At 72.1% G+C, this 15,623-nt stretch carries 12 protein-coding genes; 8 read left to right on the top strand and 4 right to left on the bottom strand.

The annotated features are described in order from the left end of the window. The first annotated feature begins 32 nt into the window (after window positions 1-32). The 3 genes from ACSUPV_RS15815 (at window position 33) to ACSUPV_RS15805 (ending at window position 5,421) form a co-directional block, all read left to right on the top strand. Window positions 33-1,808, top strand: a complete 1,776-nt coding sequence (locus tag ACSUPV_RS15815; protein WP_436947710.1) for a serine/threonine-protein kinase — start codon at window positions 33-35, stop codon at window positions 1,806-1,808. A gap of 137 nt (window positions 1,809-1,945) precedes the next feature. Next, window positions 1,946-3,583, top strand: a complete 1,638-nt coding sequence (locus tag ACSUPV_RS15810; RefSeq protein WP_031119960.1) for a succinic semialdehyde dehydrogenase — start codon at window positions 1,946-1,948, stop codon at window positions 3,581-3,583. Window positions 3,584-3,633: 50 nt separating this feature from the next. Next, window positions 3,634-5,421: a GMC family oxidoreductase N-terminal domain-containing protein gene (locus ACSUPV_RS15805; RefSeq protein ID WP_037766993.1), complete on the top strand. Its 1,788-nt coding sequence runs from the start codon at window positions 3,634-3,636 to the stop codon at window positions 5,419-5,421. 156 nt (window positions 5,422-5,577) lie between these two features. Here the strand turns inward: ACSUPV_RS15805 and ACSUPV_RS15800 are convergent, their stop codons facing one another. Beyond that, window positions 5,578-6,558 carry an LAETG motif-containing sortase-dependent surface protein gene (locus ACSUPV_RS15800; RefSeq protein ID WP_037766996.1) on the bottom strand — a complete coding sequence of 327 codons (981 nt, stop codon included), beginning with the start codon at window positions 6,556-6,558 and terminating at the stop codon, window positions 5,578-5,580. A 214-nt stretch (window positions 6,559-6,772) separates the two neighbouring features. On the opposite strand from ACSUPV_RS15800, the gene ACSUPV_RS15795 reads away from it, so the two are divergent. Next, complete coding sequence (locus tag ACSUPV_RS15795) at window positions 6,773-7,915, top strand: hypothetical protein (RefSeq protein WP_436947709.1); 1,143 nt, start codon at window positions 6,773-6,775, stop codon at window positions 7,913-7,915. 556 nt (window positions 7,916-8,471) lie between these two features. Here ACSUPV_RS15795 and ACSUPV_RS15790 read toward each other — a convergent pair. Then, window positions 8,472-8,753 (bottom strand): chorismate mutase, encoded by a 282-nt coding sequence (locus ACSUPV_RS15790; RefSeq protein WP_031119955.1) that lies wholly within the window; start codon window positions 8,751-8,753, stop codon window positions 8,472-8,474. 355 nt (window positions 8,754-9,108) lie between these two features. Here ACSUPV_RS15790 and guaA point away from each other — a divergent pair, with 355 nt between their 5' ends. Next, a complete protein-coding gene (gene guaA / locus ACSUPV_RS15785; RefSeq protein WP_031119954.1) occupies window positions 9,109-10,689 on the top strand; it encodes a glutamine-hydrolyzing GMP synthase in 1,581 nt (526 codons plus the stop codon). Between the two features lie 15 nt (window positions 10,690-10,704). Here the strand turns inward: guaA and ACSUPV_RS15780 are convergent, their stop codons facing one another. Continuing rightward, entirely contained in the window at window positions 10,705-11,178 is a 474-nt protein-coding gene (locus ACSUPV_RS15780) for a pyridoxamine 5'-phosphate oxidase family protein (RefSeq protein ID WP_037767001.1), read from the bottom strand. 191 nt (window positions 11,179-11,369) lie between these two features. On the opposite strand from ACSUPV_RS15780, the gene ACSUPV_RS15775 reads away from it, so the two are divergent. Then, the gene (locus tag ACSUPV_RS15775) at window positions 11,370-12,164 is read left to right on the top strand and encodes a class II aldolase/adducin family protein (RefSeq protein ID WP_031119952.1); all 795 of its coding nucleotides are present in this window, start codon (window positions 11,370-11,372) and stop codon (window positions 12,162-12,164) included. A gap of 58 nt (window positions 12,165-12,222) precedes the next feature. Here ACSUPV_RS15775 and ACSUPV_RS15770 read toward each other — a convergent pair whose 3' ends face one another. Next, on the bottom strand, window positions 12,223-13,116 hold the full coding sequence (locus ACSUPV_RS15770; RefSeq protein ID WP_436947708.1) for a DUF4429 domain-containing protein: 894 nt from the start codon (window positions 13,114-13,116) through the stop codon (window positions 12,223-12,225). Between the two features lie 292 nt (window positions 13,117-13,408). Between ACSUPV_RS15770 and ACSUPV_RS15765 the strand changes: the two genes are divergently transcribed. Together ACSUPV_RS15765 and ACSUPV_RS15760 are read left to right on the top strand one after the other, a co-directional pair. Then, window positions 13,409-14,701, top strand: a complete 1,293-nt coding sequence (locus ACSUPV_RS15765; protein WP_051649203.1) for a hypothetical protein — start codon at window positions 13,409-13,411, stop codon at window positions 14,699-14,701. A gap of 363 nt (window positions 14,702-15,064) precedes the next feature. Further along, window positions 15,065-15,595: a DoxX family membrane protein gene (locus tag ACSUPV_RS15760; RefSeq protein ID WP_037767010.1), complete on the top strand. Its 531-nt coding sequence runs from the start codon at window positions 15,065-15,067 to the stop codon at window positions 15,593-15,595. The last annotated feature ends 28 nt before the right edge of the window (window positions 15,596-15,623 follow it).

The following is a 15,623-nucleotide window of genomic DNA, read 5'->3' as shown; positions in this document are numbered from 1 at the left end:
CAAGCCCGTGCCTCGCAGGGTACTGATGGGGCATGAGCAACGACGGGGGCGGGCTGGGCGCCCAGGGCCGGCTGGTCGGCGGGCGGTACCGGCTGATCGAGCGTATCGGCTCCGGCGGGATGGGCACCGTCTGGCGGGCCCGTGACGAGCTCGTCCAGCGCGAAGTCGCCGTCAAACAGCCCCGGTTGCCCGGGGAACCGGAGGACGAGAACCACCGGAGGACCGCCCACCGCCTCCACCGCGAGGCCCGCGCCGCCGCCCGCGTCGACCATCCCTCGGCCGTCACCATCCACGACGTGGTCGTCGAGGCGGAGCGGCCGGACGACCGCCCGCGGCCCACGGGCCCCGACGAACTCGACGCGGCCGAGGCGCTCGACGGACTCCCCTGGATCGTCATGGAGCTGGTCCGGGGCGAGTCCCTGCACGAGACGCTCCGGCGCGGCCCCGTCGAGGTGCCCGAAGCCGCCCGTATCGGCCTCGCGGTCCTCGGCGCCCTGCGCGCCGCGCACTCCGTCGGCATCGTGCACCGGGACGTCAAGCCCGCCAACGTGCTGCTGGGCCCGCACCGGCGCGTCGTCCTCACCGACTTCGGCATCGCCCATGTGCAGGGCGAGGACTCCCTGACGGCCAGTGGGGAGTCCGTCGGCTCGCTGGAGTTCGTCGCCCCCGAGCGGGTGTCCGGCCGGATCGCCGGGCCCGCCTCCGACCTGTGGTCCCTGGGCGTCCTGCTGTACGCCGCCGTGGAGGGCGCGTCCCCGTTCCGCCGGACCACGCCGGAGGCCACGCTCGCCGCGATCCTCGCCGCCGAGCCGCCCGAACCGGAGCAGGCCGGACCGCTCGGGCCGCTGATCGTACGGCTGCTGGCGCGGGACCCCGAACAGCGGCCGGACGCCGAGGAGGTCGCGAAGGCGCTGGAGGCCGTGACGGGGCGGCGGTCGGAGACGGAGCGGGAGCCGGGGCGGCGGCCCGTGACGGAGTCGGTGCCGGGGCGGCGGCCGGAGACGGAGTCGGTGACGGGGCGTTGGCCCGTGACGGAGTCGGTGCCGGGGCGGCGGCCCGAGACCGAGCCGGTGCCGGAGTGGCGTTCCGTGACCGAGCCGGTGCCGGAGCGGGTCCAGGAGGCCGAGGACATACCGGAGTCGGCGGAGGACACCGGCACGCCGCGACTCGCGGACGGAACGACGGCACAGGCGAAGCACCACCACCTCCTCCGCCCCGGCCCCCTCGCCCTGCTGAGCGCCCTGCTCGTCGGTGGCCTCGGGACGGCCACCCATCTCGCCGACACCAGCAACGCGGACACCACCGAACACCCCGCCGGCACCACGCCGGCCCCCACCGCCCCCGGCCCCGGCGGCCCGTGGACCGCGCACCGCGAGCCGGACCTGTCGGCGGTGCTCCACCTCCCCGCCGACTACCGTCGGCTCGCCGAAGCCGGCAGCGCGACCGACCAGCCCCGCATGGCCCTCTACGGCGACGCGCGGGGCGGCACCGTCCAGGTCCGCCTCCTCCTCTGGGACCGGGCCCCGGGCTCCCCGATGGACGAGGCCCGGAAGGCGCACGCCACCTGGGGCGAGAAGGCCCGCACGCAGTACACCCGCACCAGCGTCCAGGCCTACGACGCCGCCATCGCCGACACCACCTACCAGCAGGACGAGGACACCCGGCGGGTCATGCAGGTCATGATCCGCACCGACGACGGCCGCATGTACGAACTGCGCGTCGACATGCCCAAGGGCACGCCGGAGGAGCAGGAGGGCACCTCGCTGTTCCAGGGCGCCCGGGACCGCCTCGGAATCGTCGAAGGCTGAATCACACCGGTCTGTCACCGCCCCACGCCCTGATCAGCACGTTTGTTGCCAGCAGCCACTGGCGTCGTGTGTGCAGTCGGTGAAGCCGTATTACCGACGGGTACCCAAAGGCTCCGCCGCGGCATACCCTGCGCCTCATGACGGACGCGCAGGCCGCCGAGAAGACGGCAGAGACCGGCACGGCACAGACCGGTACGAACCCCCTCGCCCCCGCCCCGGAGGGCGCCCGCACCGCCGCCGACGTGGTGACGCCCGAGCTGGTCGCCCAGCTCACCAAGGGCGTGGTGGGCTCCGGTCGTACCGCCAATCACACGCCGTTCACCGGTGAGAAGCTGGCCGACCTCCCCGAGTCGACGCCCGAGGACGTGGCGAGGGCCTTCGAACTGGCCCGCGCCGCCCAGGCCGTGTGGGCGCAGACCCCGGTGCGGCAGCGCGCCGCCGTCCTGCTCCGCTTCCACGACCTGGTGCTGGAGCGCCAGGCCGAGGTGCTCGACCTGATCCAGCTGGAGACCGGCAAGGCCCGCCTGCACGCCCACGAGGAGGTCCAGGCCGTCACGGTCGCCGCCCGGCACTACGGACGCAGGGCCTCCGCCTACCTCCGGCCGAAGCGGCACGCCGGTGCCATGCCCACCCTCACGAAGGTCACCGAACTGCGCCACCCCCGTGGCGTGGTCGGCCAGATAGCCCCCTGGAACTACCCCTTGGAGCTGTCGGTCGGCGACGCGCTCCCCGCGTTCGTCGCGGGCAACGCGGTCGTCATGAAGCCCGACACGGAGACCTGCCTGACCGCCCTCTGGGCCCGTGACCTGCTGATCGAGGCCGGCCTGCCCGCCGACGTCTTCCAGGTCGTGCTCGGCGAGGGCCCGGTCGTCGGCCCCGAGGTCGTCCGGCACGCCGACTACGTCTCCTTCACCGGCTCCACCCGCACCGGCCGCGAGGTCGCCCAGGGCGCCGCCGCCCGGCTGGTCGGCGTCTCCCTCGAACTCGGCGGCAAGAACGCCATGCTGGTGCTGGAGGACGCCGACATCGAGAAGGCCGCGGCCGGAGCCGTGCGCGCCTGCTTCTCCTCCGCCGGCCAACTCTGCATCTCCATCGAGCGGCTCTACGTCCACGAGTCGATCGCGGACGCCTTCCTGCAGCGCTTCGCCGCCCGCACCAAGGCGATGCGCCTCGGCAGGTCCCTGGCGTACGGCGCCGACATGGGCTCCCTGGTCGGCGAACGCCAACTGGAGACCGTGACCCGGCACGTGGAGGAGGCCGTCGCCAAGGGAGCGACAGTCGTCGCGGGCGGTGTGGCACGCCCGGACATCGGCCCGTACTTCTTCGAGCCCACGATCCTCGACGGCGTCGCCACGGACATGTCCGTCTGCACGGAGGAGACCTTCGGCCCGGTCGTCTCCGTCTACCGCTTCAAGAGCGAGGACGAGGCCATCGAGCGCGCCAACGCCACGGCGTACGGCCTGAACTCCTCGGTCTGGACGAAGGACGCCCGGCGCGGCCATGAGGTCGCCGCCCGCCTGCGCACCGGCACGGTCAACATCAACGAGGGCTACGCCCCCGCGTACGGCAGCGCCCAGTCGCCCATGGGCGGCATGAAGGACTCCGGCCTCGGCCGCCGCCACGGCTCCGAGGGCATCCTCAAGTACACCGAGGCCCAGACGGTCGCTCACCAGCGGGTCCTTCCGATGGCCCCCTCCCTGGGCATGGACGACGAGAAGTACGCCCGGTTCATGAGCAGGAGCCTCCGCCTGATGAAGGCGTTCGGGTTCCGGTAGACGCCCTTCCTCCACCACCGGCCCGCACGGACACTCGACGAGGAGAACACGTGCCTCAGGACGCTTACGACTACGACGTCATCGTCGTGGGTTCCGGCTTCGGCGGCTCCGTGACCGCCCTGCGCCTCACGGAGAAGGGCTACAAGGTAGGCGTCCTCGAAGCCGGCCGCCGCTTCACCCGCGAGACCCTCCCCAGGAACTCCTGGGACCTCAAGAACTACCTATGGGCCCCGAAACTCGGCATGTACGGCATCCAGCGCATCCACCTGCTGGGCAACGTCATGGTCCTGGCGGGCGCGGGCGTCGGCGGCGGCTCCCTCAACTACGCCAACACCCTCTACGTCCCGCCGAAACCGTTCTTCGAGGACCCGCAGTGGCGTGACATCACGGACTGGCAGGAGGAGCTGAAGCCGTACTACGACCAGGCCCGGCGCATGCTCGGCGTACGGCTCAACCCGACCATGACCCCGTCCGACGTCCATCTGAAGGCGGCCGCCGAGCGGATGGGCTGCGGCGACTCCTTCCACCTCGCGCCCGTCGGCGTCTTCTTCGGCGACGGCGAGGACGCCGACGGCACGGTGAAGGCCGAGCCGGGACAGGAGGTGCCCGACCCGTACTTCGGCGGGGCGGGACCGGCCCGCAGGGCCTGCGCGGAGTGCGGCGAGTGCATGACCGGCTGCCGCCACGGCGCGAAGAACACCCTCAACGAGAACTACCTGTACCTCGCCGAGAAGGCCGGCGCGGTCGTCCACCCCCTGACGACGGTCGTCTCGGTCACCGACGACTCGCGCGGCGGGTACGCGGTCGCCACCCTCCCCACCGACGACCGCCGCAAGGGCAAGGGCCGCACCTACACGGCCCGCCGGGTCGTCCTGGCCGCCGGCACCTACGGCACCCAGACCCTGCTGCACCGCATGAAGGCGGGCGGCCAGCTGCCGTACATCTCGGACCGGCTGGGCGAGCTGACCCGCACCAACTCCGAGGCCCTGGTCGGCGCCCAGACCGACGACCGGCGCTACCGCAAGGCCCACGGCGCGCCGAAGGTCGACTTCACGCGGGGCGTGGCCATCACGTCCTCCATCCACCCCGACGCCAGCACCCACATCGAGCCGGTCCGCTACGGCAAGGGCTCCAACTCGATGGGCGGCCTGTCCATCCTCCAGGTCCCCTACGCCGGGACGAACTCGGGCACCTCACGGGTCCTGGGCTTCCTCGCCCACGCGGCGAAACACCCCTGGCTGGTGCTGCGCTCCCTGTCCAACCGCCGCTGGTCGGAGCGGACCATCATCGGCCTGGTGATGCAGTCGCTGGACAACTCCCTGACGACGTACCTGAAGCCGTCGGGTGCCGGCCGCGGCCTGCTCACCGCCCGCCAGGGCCACGGCGCCCCCAACCCGAAGCAGATCAAGGCCGCCACGGAGAGCGCGTCGGCGCTGGCCGCCGAGATCAACGGCTTCGCCGGCTCCAACGTCGGTGAACTGATGGGTACCCCGCTCACGGCCCACTTCCTCGGCGGCTGCCCGATCGGCTCCTCCCGCGAGACCGGCGTGATCGATCCGTACCACCGCCTCTACGGCCACCCCGGCATCTCGGTCGTCGACGGCGCCGCGGTCTCCGCCAACCTGGGCGTCAACCCGTCCCTGACCATCACGGCCCAGGCCGAACGGGCGATGTCGTACTGGCCCAACAAGGGCGAGCCCGACCCGCGGCCGAAGCAGGGCGCCGCCTACGAGCGTCTGCAGCCGGTCGAGCCGAAGTCCCCGGCGGTCCCGGCGGAGGCGTTCGGCGCGCTGCGGCTGCCGTTCCTGGGCCTGCCGTCGGTGCCGCCGAAGAACTGACCGGCGGCGGACGGCGGAAGCCGAGGAACTGACCGGCGGCGGACGGCGGAAGCCGAGGAACTGACCGTCGGCGGACAGCAGAAGAGGGACCTGCACCCCCCTCCGAGCGCAGGTCCCTCTTCTGCTTGGCGTCGCCCCTTGCGGGGGCGCTGCGTCTTACGCCTCCGCGCCGGCCTTGCGGCGACGCACCACGAAGATCGCGCCGGCACCGGCGACGACCGCGGCACCGCCGACGAGGCTGATCATCGGCAGGGCGGAGCTGGAGCCGGTCTCGGCGAGGCTGCCGGTGACCTCCGGCGTGTTGCCGCTCGGCTTCTCGTCGGTGACGGGCGCCTTGCCGCCTTCCTGCGGCTTGGTGCCGTCGGTGTCCGTGCCGGCGGCGACGATCTGGAACTTGTACGACACGTCGCCGAAGCCGGTGCACTCGGCGTCGTTGTCGCCGTAGATCGTCGCGCCGAGCGAGAAGCCGGCGCCGACCGGGGCGGACTTGCTGACGTTGAGGCGCAGCGGGATGTTGACCTCGTAGTCGGGCTTCAGCTCGTCGGTGTAACCGACGTAGCCGACCGCGTAGCCACCCTCGTTGAGGTCGACCCAGATCTTGTCCTGGGGGTCCCAGGCCTGGAGCTGGACCTGCTTGCTGGAGAACAGTTCCTCGCCGTTCTTGTCGGGGGAGGCCCCGGCGAAGAAGTCGAGGTCGTTCAGCGTCGAGTCGGAGTTGTTGAGCACGTTCAGCGAGAACTTGTGCCAGCCGCTGCCCGCCGCGATCTTGCCGGGCAGACCGGAGATGCTGACGTCGACCTTGGTGTCCTCACAGATCGAGGGCTCGGGGTCCGGGGACTCCGACTCCTCGGGCTCCGACGCGGAGGGCGACGGGGAGGACTCGGTCGCGGACGCGCTCGGCGACGGCGACGTCTCGGGAGCGGACTCGCTCGCGGACGCGCTCGGCGACGGCGACGTCTCCGGAGCGGACTCGCTCACCGACGGCGAGGGAGACGTCTCGGGAGCGGACTCGCTCACCGACGCGCTCGGCGTGGGCGTCGTTTCGTCGGTCGCGTACGCGGCCGGTGCCGCGAGCAGTGCCACCGGGGCTATGACCGCCGTGGCGGCCGCTGCTGCCATGGCGCGGCGAAGCTTCATGAAGACCTCGGAAAGTCCGGCGTACCGCGGGGTGCGGTACGAACGTTGGGGGAGGCCTCCGCGTGTGGGGCGCGGGTGTGGCCCTTGGTTCGCGAGGTTTGATCCGTGAAACCTGTGAATGGTTGCGCTGACATTCACAGAATTCTTATGTGGGCTGAGTCACACTCAAGACCTTCTTGTGAAGGCGCTTGCCACCGGCTTAGATCTGGACCCCGTGTCTGAAAAGCCGTCCGACGATCAGCCGTCGGCCTCGCAGATCCCCGACGACGTCTGGGAGCAGTTCACCCGCGACACCGAGCGCGACATCCGTTCTTCCGCCCCGAAGGGGCCGTCCGCGCGGGCGCGCATGGTGACCGAGCGGCTGCGCGGGCAGCAGGCCCGGGGCGAGGTGCCTCCCGGGTGGCGTACCGGCCCCGCCTGGCAGGAGATCAACGGCCGTGCGGCCCGGCGGCGCAAGCTGTGGACGGCCCTCGGTGTGACCGTCGCCGTCGCCGTGGCGGTGGTGGCCCTGAAGCCGTCGCTGCTGCCCGGCGACCCTTTCGGCACCGGGGAGTCCCAGGCCGCCGAGGCCTCGCCCCTGCCCGCCGAGACCACGGCGCCGACCGCCCCGCCCGCGGGGCCGGACCCCGAGACCCCCACCCTGGACGAGCCGTTCGCGGGTTCCCCAGCCCTGCGCTGGGCCGACGGCGAGGCCGGCATCGTCCTGCCCGCGGCGAAGGCCGTCGGCTCGGTCCCCGCGGACCGCGTGGAACAGGCGCTGAAGCTGACGAAGAAGCTGCTGGTCGGCGCCAACCTCGACCCGAAGACGGTGCGGGGCGGACGCCCCGGGCCCGCGCTGGCCGTGCTCGACCCCAAGCAGCCGAAGCTCCTCGACGAACTCGACACCGCCCTGCGTTCCCCGAGCCGCGAGCACGACCCGGTGACGCTGTTCAGCCGCTTCGACCCCGACGAGGTGCGACCCGTCGGCGACGTGATCAAGACGCGCGGGCGCATGACGTTCGAGAAGGGAACGCACGGGGGTGTGGCGGTGCGCGCCGACTACACCTTCGTCTACCCCGTCGTGCGGGCGGACGGCCCCACCGAGGTCACCCGCACCATCGTGCGCCGGGTCGTCGAGGTCGAACTCGCCGACCCGGCGCGGTACCAGGTCACCCAGGGCCGACTGCTGCTCCTGGAGTACGACCAGGAGATCGGCAACTCGTCCTGCTTCGTCTACGACGGTTACCTGCACCCGGAGTTCTCGTCGCGCACCCCGACGGGCGCGGACCCGAGCGGTCCGGCGACGGACCCGTACGACCGGAGCAAGGACATCGACGACGGCGACGACGGCGACTGCGGGACGGTGACCCGCACCTGAGCAAGCGAAGGGCTCGGTGAGCAGAGCGAGGGGCTCGGTGAGCAGAGCGAAGGGCCCCGCGGGGTGGAGCCGCGGGGCCCTTCTTCTCGTCAGCACCGACGTCAGGGCAGCGCCGGTGCCTGGAAGCGGCGCCGGGGGGTTGCGCCGCTGGTCTCGACCTCTGGCAGTCGGGCAATGCGGGTGCCCGCCGAGGGACTTGGGCTGTGTACGCATCGTGCTGGATGAACGCGGCGCCCGCAACCGTTTGACCCAGCCTTGTGCATTTTTGCAAGGTCCGCCGGTCGGCCCCGGGCGTCCCCGGAGCCGACCGTTCTCTTGGGTGACCGGGCTGCTGTCCCCTGCCGTCCGGTCACATCCCTGGAGCGAGGTCCCACGACGCACGGCACGATCCGTACGTCTCATCGCTCCAGTGAGCCACGCGTGGTTCTCTCGGGCCCGCGCCTGGCTGGCACGGACACCGGGACCAGCGAGGCGGCCCGGGGGGCGGTCACGCGCCGTACGGGTGAGGGCGGTACGGAGGTGTGTCCCGCGAACGCGGATTCCCCGGGCGGCGCGGTCAGATCTTGCCGCGGCACAGCTCCAGCAGCGTCATCGCGAGCGCCGTGCCCGGCTTGCCCAGCGCCTCCCTGTAGCGGCCGAGCACCTCCATCTCGCGGGAGAGGTTCACGCGCCGGCCGCCGGAGGCGATCCGGGCCTCCTGGATGACGGCGGAGACGGCCACCCGTTCCTGGATCAGGCCGATGATCCGGTCGTCGAGCGCGTCGATCCGCTCGCGCGCGCCGGTGATCACGTCGGCGGCCTCGGGGGTACGGGCGCCGGTCACGTCGATGGCGGTCATGGGAGGGGCTCCTCGTCGTCAAGGGGTGCCCCGAGGCGACAGGGCCCGGACGACGACAGGCGCCCCGGGCCTTGTCGGCCCGGGGCGCCTGGGAAGTCGCTTGTCAGTTGCTCAAGCAGCACGACCATGGCAGCCGGCGGGCCGGGTGCCATAGGTAAAGCGGAAGGTCGGGTGCGTGAGCATGGGGCTCAGTATGCCCGGGGCCGGTGCGGTGTCCAAACGGGTTCGCATGGTGAGACGCCGGGGGCCGGAACGGGGCCGGAGCCCGGACGATCCGTGGCCGGGACGCTGCCCACGAGCACCTCGGTAGAATCGGGTGGCACAAGACCCCCGCCCCACCGCCGGAAGGCACCTCGTGTCATCAGCGTCTCCCGCTGCCAACGCCGCCGACACCGTCCTGGTCGTCGACTTCGGCGCGCAGTACGCCCAGCTCATCGCCCGTCGCGTCCGCGAGGCGCGGGTCTACAGCGAGATCGTGCCGAGCACCATGCCGGTCCAGGAGATCCTCGCCAAGAACCCCGCGGCGATCATCCTCTCCGGCGGCCCCTCGTCGGTCTACGAGGAGGGCGCCCCCCGCCTCGACCGCGAGCTCTTCGAGGCCGGCGTCCCCGTCTTCGGCATGTGCTACGGCTTCCAGCTGATGGCGCAGACCCTCGGCGGCACCGTCGACAACACCGGCGCCCGCGAGTACGGCCGCACCGACCTGCACGTGGCCAAGTCCTCCTCCACCCTCTTCGAGGGCACCCCGGCCGAGCAGGCCGTCTGGATGTCCCACGGCGACGCCTGCTCCGCCGCCCCCGAGGGCTTCTCCGTCACGGCCTCCACGGACGTCGTCCCGGTCGCCGCCTTCGAGAACGACGAGAAGAAGCTCTACGGCGTCCAGTACCACCCCGAGGTGATGCACTCCACGCACGGGCAGCAGGTGCTGGAGCACTTCCTCTACCGGGGCGCGGGCCTCACCCCGTCCTGGACCACGGGCAACGTGATCGAGGAGCAGGTCGCCGCCATCCGCGAGCAGGTCGGCGACCGGCGCGCCATCTGCGGCCTGTCCGGCGGCGTGGACTCCGCCGTCGCCGCTGCCCTCGTGCAGAAGGCCATCGGCTCCCAGCTGACCTGCGTGTACGTCGACCACGGCCTGATGCGCAAGGGCGAGACCGAGCAGGTCGAGAAGGACTTCGTCGCCGCGACCGGCGTGCAGCTGAAGGTCGTGGACGCCGAGGAGCGGTTCCTCAAGGCGCTGGCCGGGGTCTCCGACCCCGAGGAGAAGCGGAAGATCATCGGCCGCGAGTTCATCCGCGTCTTCGAGCAGGCCCAGGCCGAGATCATCGCCGACCAGGGCCCCGCGGTGGAGTTCCTCGTCCAGGGCACGCTCTACCCGGACGTCGTCGAGTCCGGCGGCGGCACCGGCACCGCCAACATCAAGTCCCACCACAACGTGGGCGGCCTGCCCGAGGACCTCGAGTTCAAGCTGATCGAGCCGCTGCGCAAGCTGTTCAAGGACGAGGTCCGCATGGTCGGCCAGGAACTCGGCCTGCCGGAGGAGATCGTCCAGCGCCAGCCGTTCCCCGGCCCCGGCCTCGGCATCCGCATCGTCGGCGAGGTCACCAAGGAGCGCCTGGACCTGCTGCGCGAGGCCGACGCCATCGCCCGCGAGGAGCTGACGGCGGCCGGCCTCGACCGGGACATCTGGCAGTGCCCGGTGGTCCTCCTCGCGGACGTCCGCAGCGTCGGCGTCCAGGGCGACGGCCGCACCTACGGCCACCCGATCGTCCTGCGCCCCGTCTCCTCCGAGGACGCCATGACGGCCGACTGGTCGCGCCTGCCGTACGACGTCCTCGCCCGGATCTCCACCCGCATCACGAACGAGGTGCGCGACGTCAACCGCGTCGTCCTCGACGTGACGTCGAAGCCGCCGGGGACGATCGAGTGGGAGTGATCCTCTGGGTCGCCGCTAGGTGCGCTTGATCGTGCGCAAGGGCTCGCCGGGCTTCCAGATCTGGACGACGAGGTAGGTGTCGTCCTCGATGGAGGTCCTCACGACCTCCGTCAGCTCGGTGCGGAAGAGGTGGAACGGCTCCGGCGGTTCCACCTCTTCGACGTATCCCGCCTTCGTCTCCACGTCGTCGACCTCGTACGCCCGGCCGCTGATCCGGACGTCGCCGCCGCCCATGCCGGTGCCCTCCCCGGGGTTCGTCTGGAGCGCGAAGCGCGGGTCGCGGCGCAGGTCGAGCGCCTTCAGGGAGTTCGGCATCATGCCGAGCCACAGCTCGCCGCCGAGGAACCGCACCTCCAGACCGCTCGTCCGGGGCGAGCCGTCCTTGCGGAGCGTGGCGAGGATGTGGTGCGTGTAGGCGCCGAAGCGCTTCTCGACGGTACTGGCCAGGTCCGGTTCGGCGGTGGCGAAAGCCGCCCAGTTCGCTGTCATACGGAGAGTCTGGCGCCGAAACCGGACATCTTCTGTCGGCTATTCGTGGGGTCGGGGAGCCCGGGGGCACAAGGGAGTGTGCAGGGTGCTCGGAGGGGCGCTCGTTTCGTCTTTACGAAACGGTTCTGTCCTTCGCGGGCCGACCGGCGGTAGCTTCCGCCCCGTTACGAAGAACCAGCGCTGGAGGACCTATGCACGGGCCCACCCCGCCCCTGCCGCTGCCCACCGACCGACTGCGGTTCGCGATGCCGCCGATGCACGAGTCGGTCGAGGACGAGCGCCGGCACCGCAAGGAGCGGCTCGCCGGCGCCCTCAGGATCTTCGGGCGGCTCGGCTTCGAGGACGGCGTGTCCGGGCACATCACCGCCCGCGACCCGGAGTACAGCGACTGCTTCTGGGTCAACCCGTTCGGAATGCCCTTCCGGCACGTCACCGTGAGCGACCTGGTGCTCGCCAACCAGGACGGCCAGGTCGTCGAGGGCGGCTACCACGTCAACCAGGCGGCGTTCACCGTGCACGCCCAGGTCCACGCCGCCCGCCCCGACGTGGTCGCCGTCGCCCACTGCCACTCCGTGCACGGCCGGGCGCTCGCGGCCCTCGGCGACCTGCTGGAGCCGATCACCCAGGAGAGCTGCGCCTTCTACGAGGACCACGCCCTCTACGACACCTACACCGGCGTCGCCGTCGACGCCGAGGAGGGGCGGCGCATCGCGGCCGTGCTCGGCTCCCGCAAGGCGCTCGTGCTGCGCAACCACGGGCTGCTGACCGTCGGCGACTCGGTGGACGCGGCGGCCTGGTGGTTCGTGTCCATGGAGCGGTCCTGCCAGGTGCAGCTGACGGCGCAGGCGGCCGGTCGGCCGGTCCGCATCGACCACCGGATGGCGGTGGCGACGCGCGAGCAGCTGGGTGGCGACTTGGTGGCGTGGATCAACTACCAGCCGATGTGGCAGGACGTCTGCCGGAGTGAGCCGGACCTGCTGGGATAGGGCCCGTCGTTCGGATCAGGTCGCGGGGAAGGGACGGTGCTGTCCGGTGCCGGCGGAGTCAGAAGCCGCGCAGCACCACGGCCTTCGTCCGTGCGAACTCCTCGTCCGTGAGCACGCCGTCCCGGTGCAACTCGCCCAACTCACGCAGGCGACGGAGCAGCACGTCGTGGTGGTCGGCGGTGCGGGGCAGGGCGGGTGCCGGGCGGGAGGCGTGACCGCTCGCGTCGCTCTCTGCCGGGGCCCGGGACGACGGGTGCGGCAGCCGGGCCGTGACCGCCGTGGCGACGAGCGCCGTGAGCAGATCGCGGCGGGTGCTGCCCCACAGGTCCAGGGCGTACGGGTCCTTCTCCGGGGGCAGCTTCGAGAACACCGTCTCACGCGTCACGAAGCGCAGGAAACCGTCCTCGTGGCCGGAGTTCGGCAGCCACTCGACCCGCACCAGGTCGCCCAGGTCGATGATGCGCGGGCCGGTGGCGCGCTTGACCCGCTCGGAGGTGTCGCTCCAGTCGATCCGCACCTGTGAGCCGTCGAAGGAGACCGTCCCGTCCGAGGAGCGCACCGAGACCGGAACCGGCGGGCCGGGCAGCAGATACGCCTGCGCCGGTTCCTTCGGTATCCGCTCCAGGAGCAGCGCGCGGCGGATCTCCTCGGCGACGTACTCGGCCACCCCCGTCCGGTCGACCTCCACCGACAGCCGGTAGGGATCCGCCGCGTCCGGCAGCCGGCCGCCCGTGGCCTGGAGCAGGGGGTCGGCGCCCTCGCGCAGCCGCAACCGGAGCCGGCCACGCCTGCGTTCGGGTTCCAGGACGACCCCCGCGACCGCCTCCAGCGGCACCGCGATCTCGCCGTACGTCTGCCGGAACAGCGGCACGGACCGGTGCAGACCGGGCGTGATCCGGACCGTGCTGCCGTCGAAGGCCCAGGTCCCGTCACGCTGGATGATCTCGGCCATAGGGGAATTCTCGCAGCCAGGTCAACACGGCACGCCGAACTTCACCCGTGTTGGCCAGAGAGGGCGGACGCGGACTGGGTGGTATAGGGCACAATTCGTCCTCGTCGCACGGGAGTTGCACAGCGGTGTTTCCGGGGTCCGGAAGACCGGCGGTGGTTGGGTCGCGGGAAGGCGGGCGTCGGGCGTGGCGGTGCGCGAGACGGGGCAGGGCGGCGGGGATGCGGGTGTGTACGCGGGTGCGCGTGCCGGTGGTTATGCGGGCGGGTACACGGGCGGCTACGCCGCAGGTCACGTGCCTGGCCACGGGGGTGGTCACGCGTCCGGCCACGGCGTCGGCCCGGGTGAATCCCACGAGGGCGGGTGCGCCTGCGGGGACTGCCCGCACGGGGCGCGCGAGGGGCATCGGCGCGCCGTCGCCGCGTTCCTGCGTCGCCGTGACGAGTTCGCGGCCGGGCAGGGGCTGCCCGCCGCCGTGGCCCACTCCGCCTCCGCCTCCCGCCAGTGGGTGTCGGAGGAACTCGCGCAGTCCGCGGAACTCGTCGCCGAACGCGGACGGGCCGAGGGCCAGGCCTGGCTGACCGGCCTGTGGCGTCGCACGGCGGGTGTGGTGTGGGCCGTCGTGGTGCTGTTGCTGCTCGGGCAGGCCCTCACCGCGGTCGGCGCGGGCTGGACGTCGGCGCGGACGGCCGGGTTGGCCGCGGCGCTGGTGGTGGCGGGTGCGCTGACCGCGGCGTCGTGGTTCCACCGGGCGAAGGGCGGTGCGCTGGCGCCCGTGATCGGTGAGGACAACCGTCTGTCCACCTCCCGTACGGTCGCCGCCGCATGGGTGCTCTTCGTGGCGTACTCGGTGCTCGTGCTGGCCGGGCGGCTCGCCGCCGTCTCCCGGCACCGGGAACGGGACGCGCTGATCTCCGGGCTGGAACTCGCCCGCGGCGCCGGGGTCGTGACCGTGCTCGCCGTGGTGTGCGGGATCGCCGTCCTCGTGCGGCGGGTGGTCGGGCTGCGGGTCCTGGGGCAGCGGCTGCAGAAGGTGCGTGCCGACCGGCCCCGCGCCGCCGACCTGCTGACCGACGACTCCGGGCGGGGCACTTTCGCCGACATCCAGTACGTCGTGATCAGCGGGGTCGCCCTGGTCTTCGCGGCGGTACGGCTGGCCAGGCGGCCGGACCAGTTGCCGGACCTGCCGTGGGGGCTGGCGGTGGTGGTGCTGGTGTCGGCGGCGACGTACCTGGCGGGCAAGTACGCGGAGGGCGGACGCCCGGTCATCCTCTCCGTCGTGCGGGCGCGGGAGGCGGGGGACCTGGACGCCCCGATCCGTACGGGGGACGACATCGAGATCCGGGGTGCGGGCTTTGTGCCGCCGGGGGCACAGGCGGCCGATCGGCTGGCCCGGATGGTCGTGCGGGTGGGGCCGGTGCATGTTCATGTGCCTCTGGTGCCGGTGCCCGGCGGTTTCCGCAATCCGACGGACACGTTGCTGACGGTGCCGGTGCCGGCGGATGTGGAGCCGGGGCGGGTGGAGGTGCAGGTCGTTACCGCGGCGGGGGTGGAGACGAACCGGTACGTGGTGGATGTGACGGAGTGACGGGTGCCTCCGGTGGTGGGGCGGGACGCCTGCGGCGGCCCGTGGCTGCTTGGGTTGGGGTGCGCGTCTTCGCCTGCGCCGGGCTGTGGGTCGGGGCCGCGCCGAAGGGTGTCCGTCCTCGGAACGGCGCGATGAGGTCGGACGCCGAGACTGTTCGTTGACGCGCCAACCGCTGCGGGCGGACACCCCCCGACACGTCCCCTTGCGCCGTCCCGCGGCGTGCGGGCGCGTCTCGCTCAGCTGTGAACACCCGGTGCGCTTCGGAAAAGTCGGGACGCACAGGATTGAGCCGGGTCGGTTTGTCGTACGTATGGTCTGTTGAGGGGGTCTCGGCACCGGCGGGCGAGAGGCGGCTACGCAGCGATGACTCACAGCATGAGAACGGACACGCACACCCCCCACTCCGGCGGCGGAGGAGACTGGCGGGACACGGCCGTCCGCTACGCCCTCCTTCCCCTCCGCATCTTCCTCGGCGTCACCTTCATCTACGCCGGCCTGGACAAGATCACTGACAGTGCCTTCATGAAGGAGGCCGGGTCCGGATCGATCGGCGACATGATGCGTGCCGTCCGCGACTCCTCCGCCATTCCCGCCCTGGTCGACCTCTCCCTGAAGAACCCCGTCGGCTTCGGCTACGCCATCGCCTTCGGAGAACTGGCCGTCGGCATCGGCACCCTCCTCGGCCTGCTCGCCCGGCTGGCCGCACTCGGCGGCGCGCTGATCTCCCTCAGCCTGTGGCTGACGGTGAGCTGGGCCTCCGACCCGTACTACTACGGCAACGACCTCGCCTACCTCATGGCCTGGATCCCCCTCATCCTGGCGGGGGCCCCTCTGCTGTCCCTGGACGCCGCCTTGCGGGCCCGGCGACGGCAACGAAGGGCCGGGTACCGGTAGCGCGACGGGCTGCGGCTCGCCCTGCCTC

The sequence above is a fragment of the Streptomyces sp. SudanB52_2052 genome (assembly GCF_964272415.1).
Classification (GTDB): domain Bacteria; phylum Actinomycetota; class Actinomycetes; order Streptomycetales; family Streptomycetaceae; genus Streptomyces; species Streptomyces olindensis.
Note: the sequence above shows the minus strand (reverse complement) of the source record. Positions and strands in the feature narration are given on the sequence as shown.

Coding starts and splice junctions, on each gene's coding strand:
- ACSUPV_RS15775 (WP_031119952.1), top strand. CDS start 11,370: ATGCACGGGCCCACCCCGCCCCTGCCGCTGCCCACCGACCGACTGCGG.
- ACSUPV_RS15810 (WP_031119960.1), top strand. CDS start 1,946: ATGACGGACGCGCAGGCCGCCGAGAAGACGGCAGAGACCGGCACGGCA.
- ACSUPV_RS15790 (WP_031119955.1), bottom strand. CDS start 8,753: ATGACCGCCATCGACGTGACCGGCGCCCGTACCCCCGAGGCCGCCGAC.
- ACSUPV_RS15780 (WP_037767001.1), bottom strand. CDS start 11,178: ATGACAGCGAACTGGGCGGCTTTCGCCACCGCCGAACCGGACCTGGCC.
- ACSUPV_RS15770 (WP_436947708.1), bottom strand. CDS start 13,116: ATGGCCGAGATCATCCAGCGTGACGGGACCTGGGCCTTCGACGGCAGC.
- ACSUPV_RS15815 (WP_436947710.1), top strand. CDS start 33: ATGAGCAACGACGGGGGCGGGCTGGGCGCCCAGGGCCGGCTGGTCGGC.
- ACSUPV_RS15760 (WP_037767010.1), top strand. CDS start 15,065: ATGACTCACAGCATGAGAACGGACACGCACACCCCCCACTCCGGCGGC.
- ACSUPV_RS15800 (WP_037766996.1), bottom strand. CDS start 6,558: ATGAAGCTTCGCCGCGCCATGGCAGCAGCGGCCGCCACGGCGGTCATA.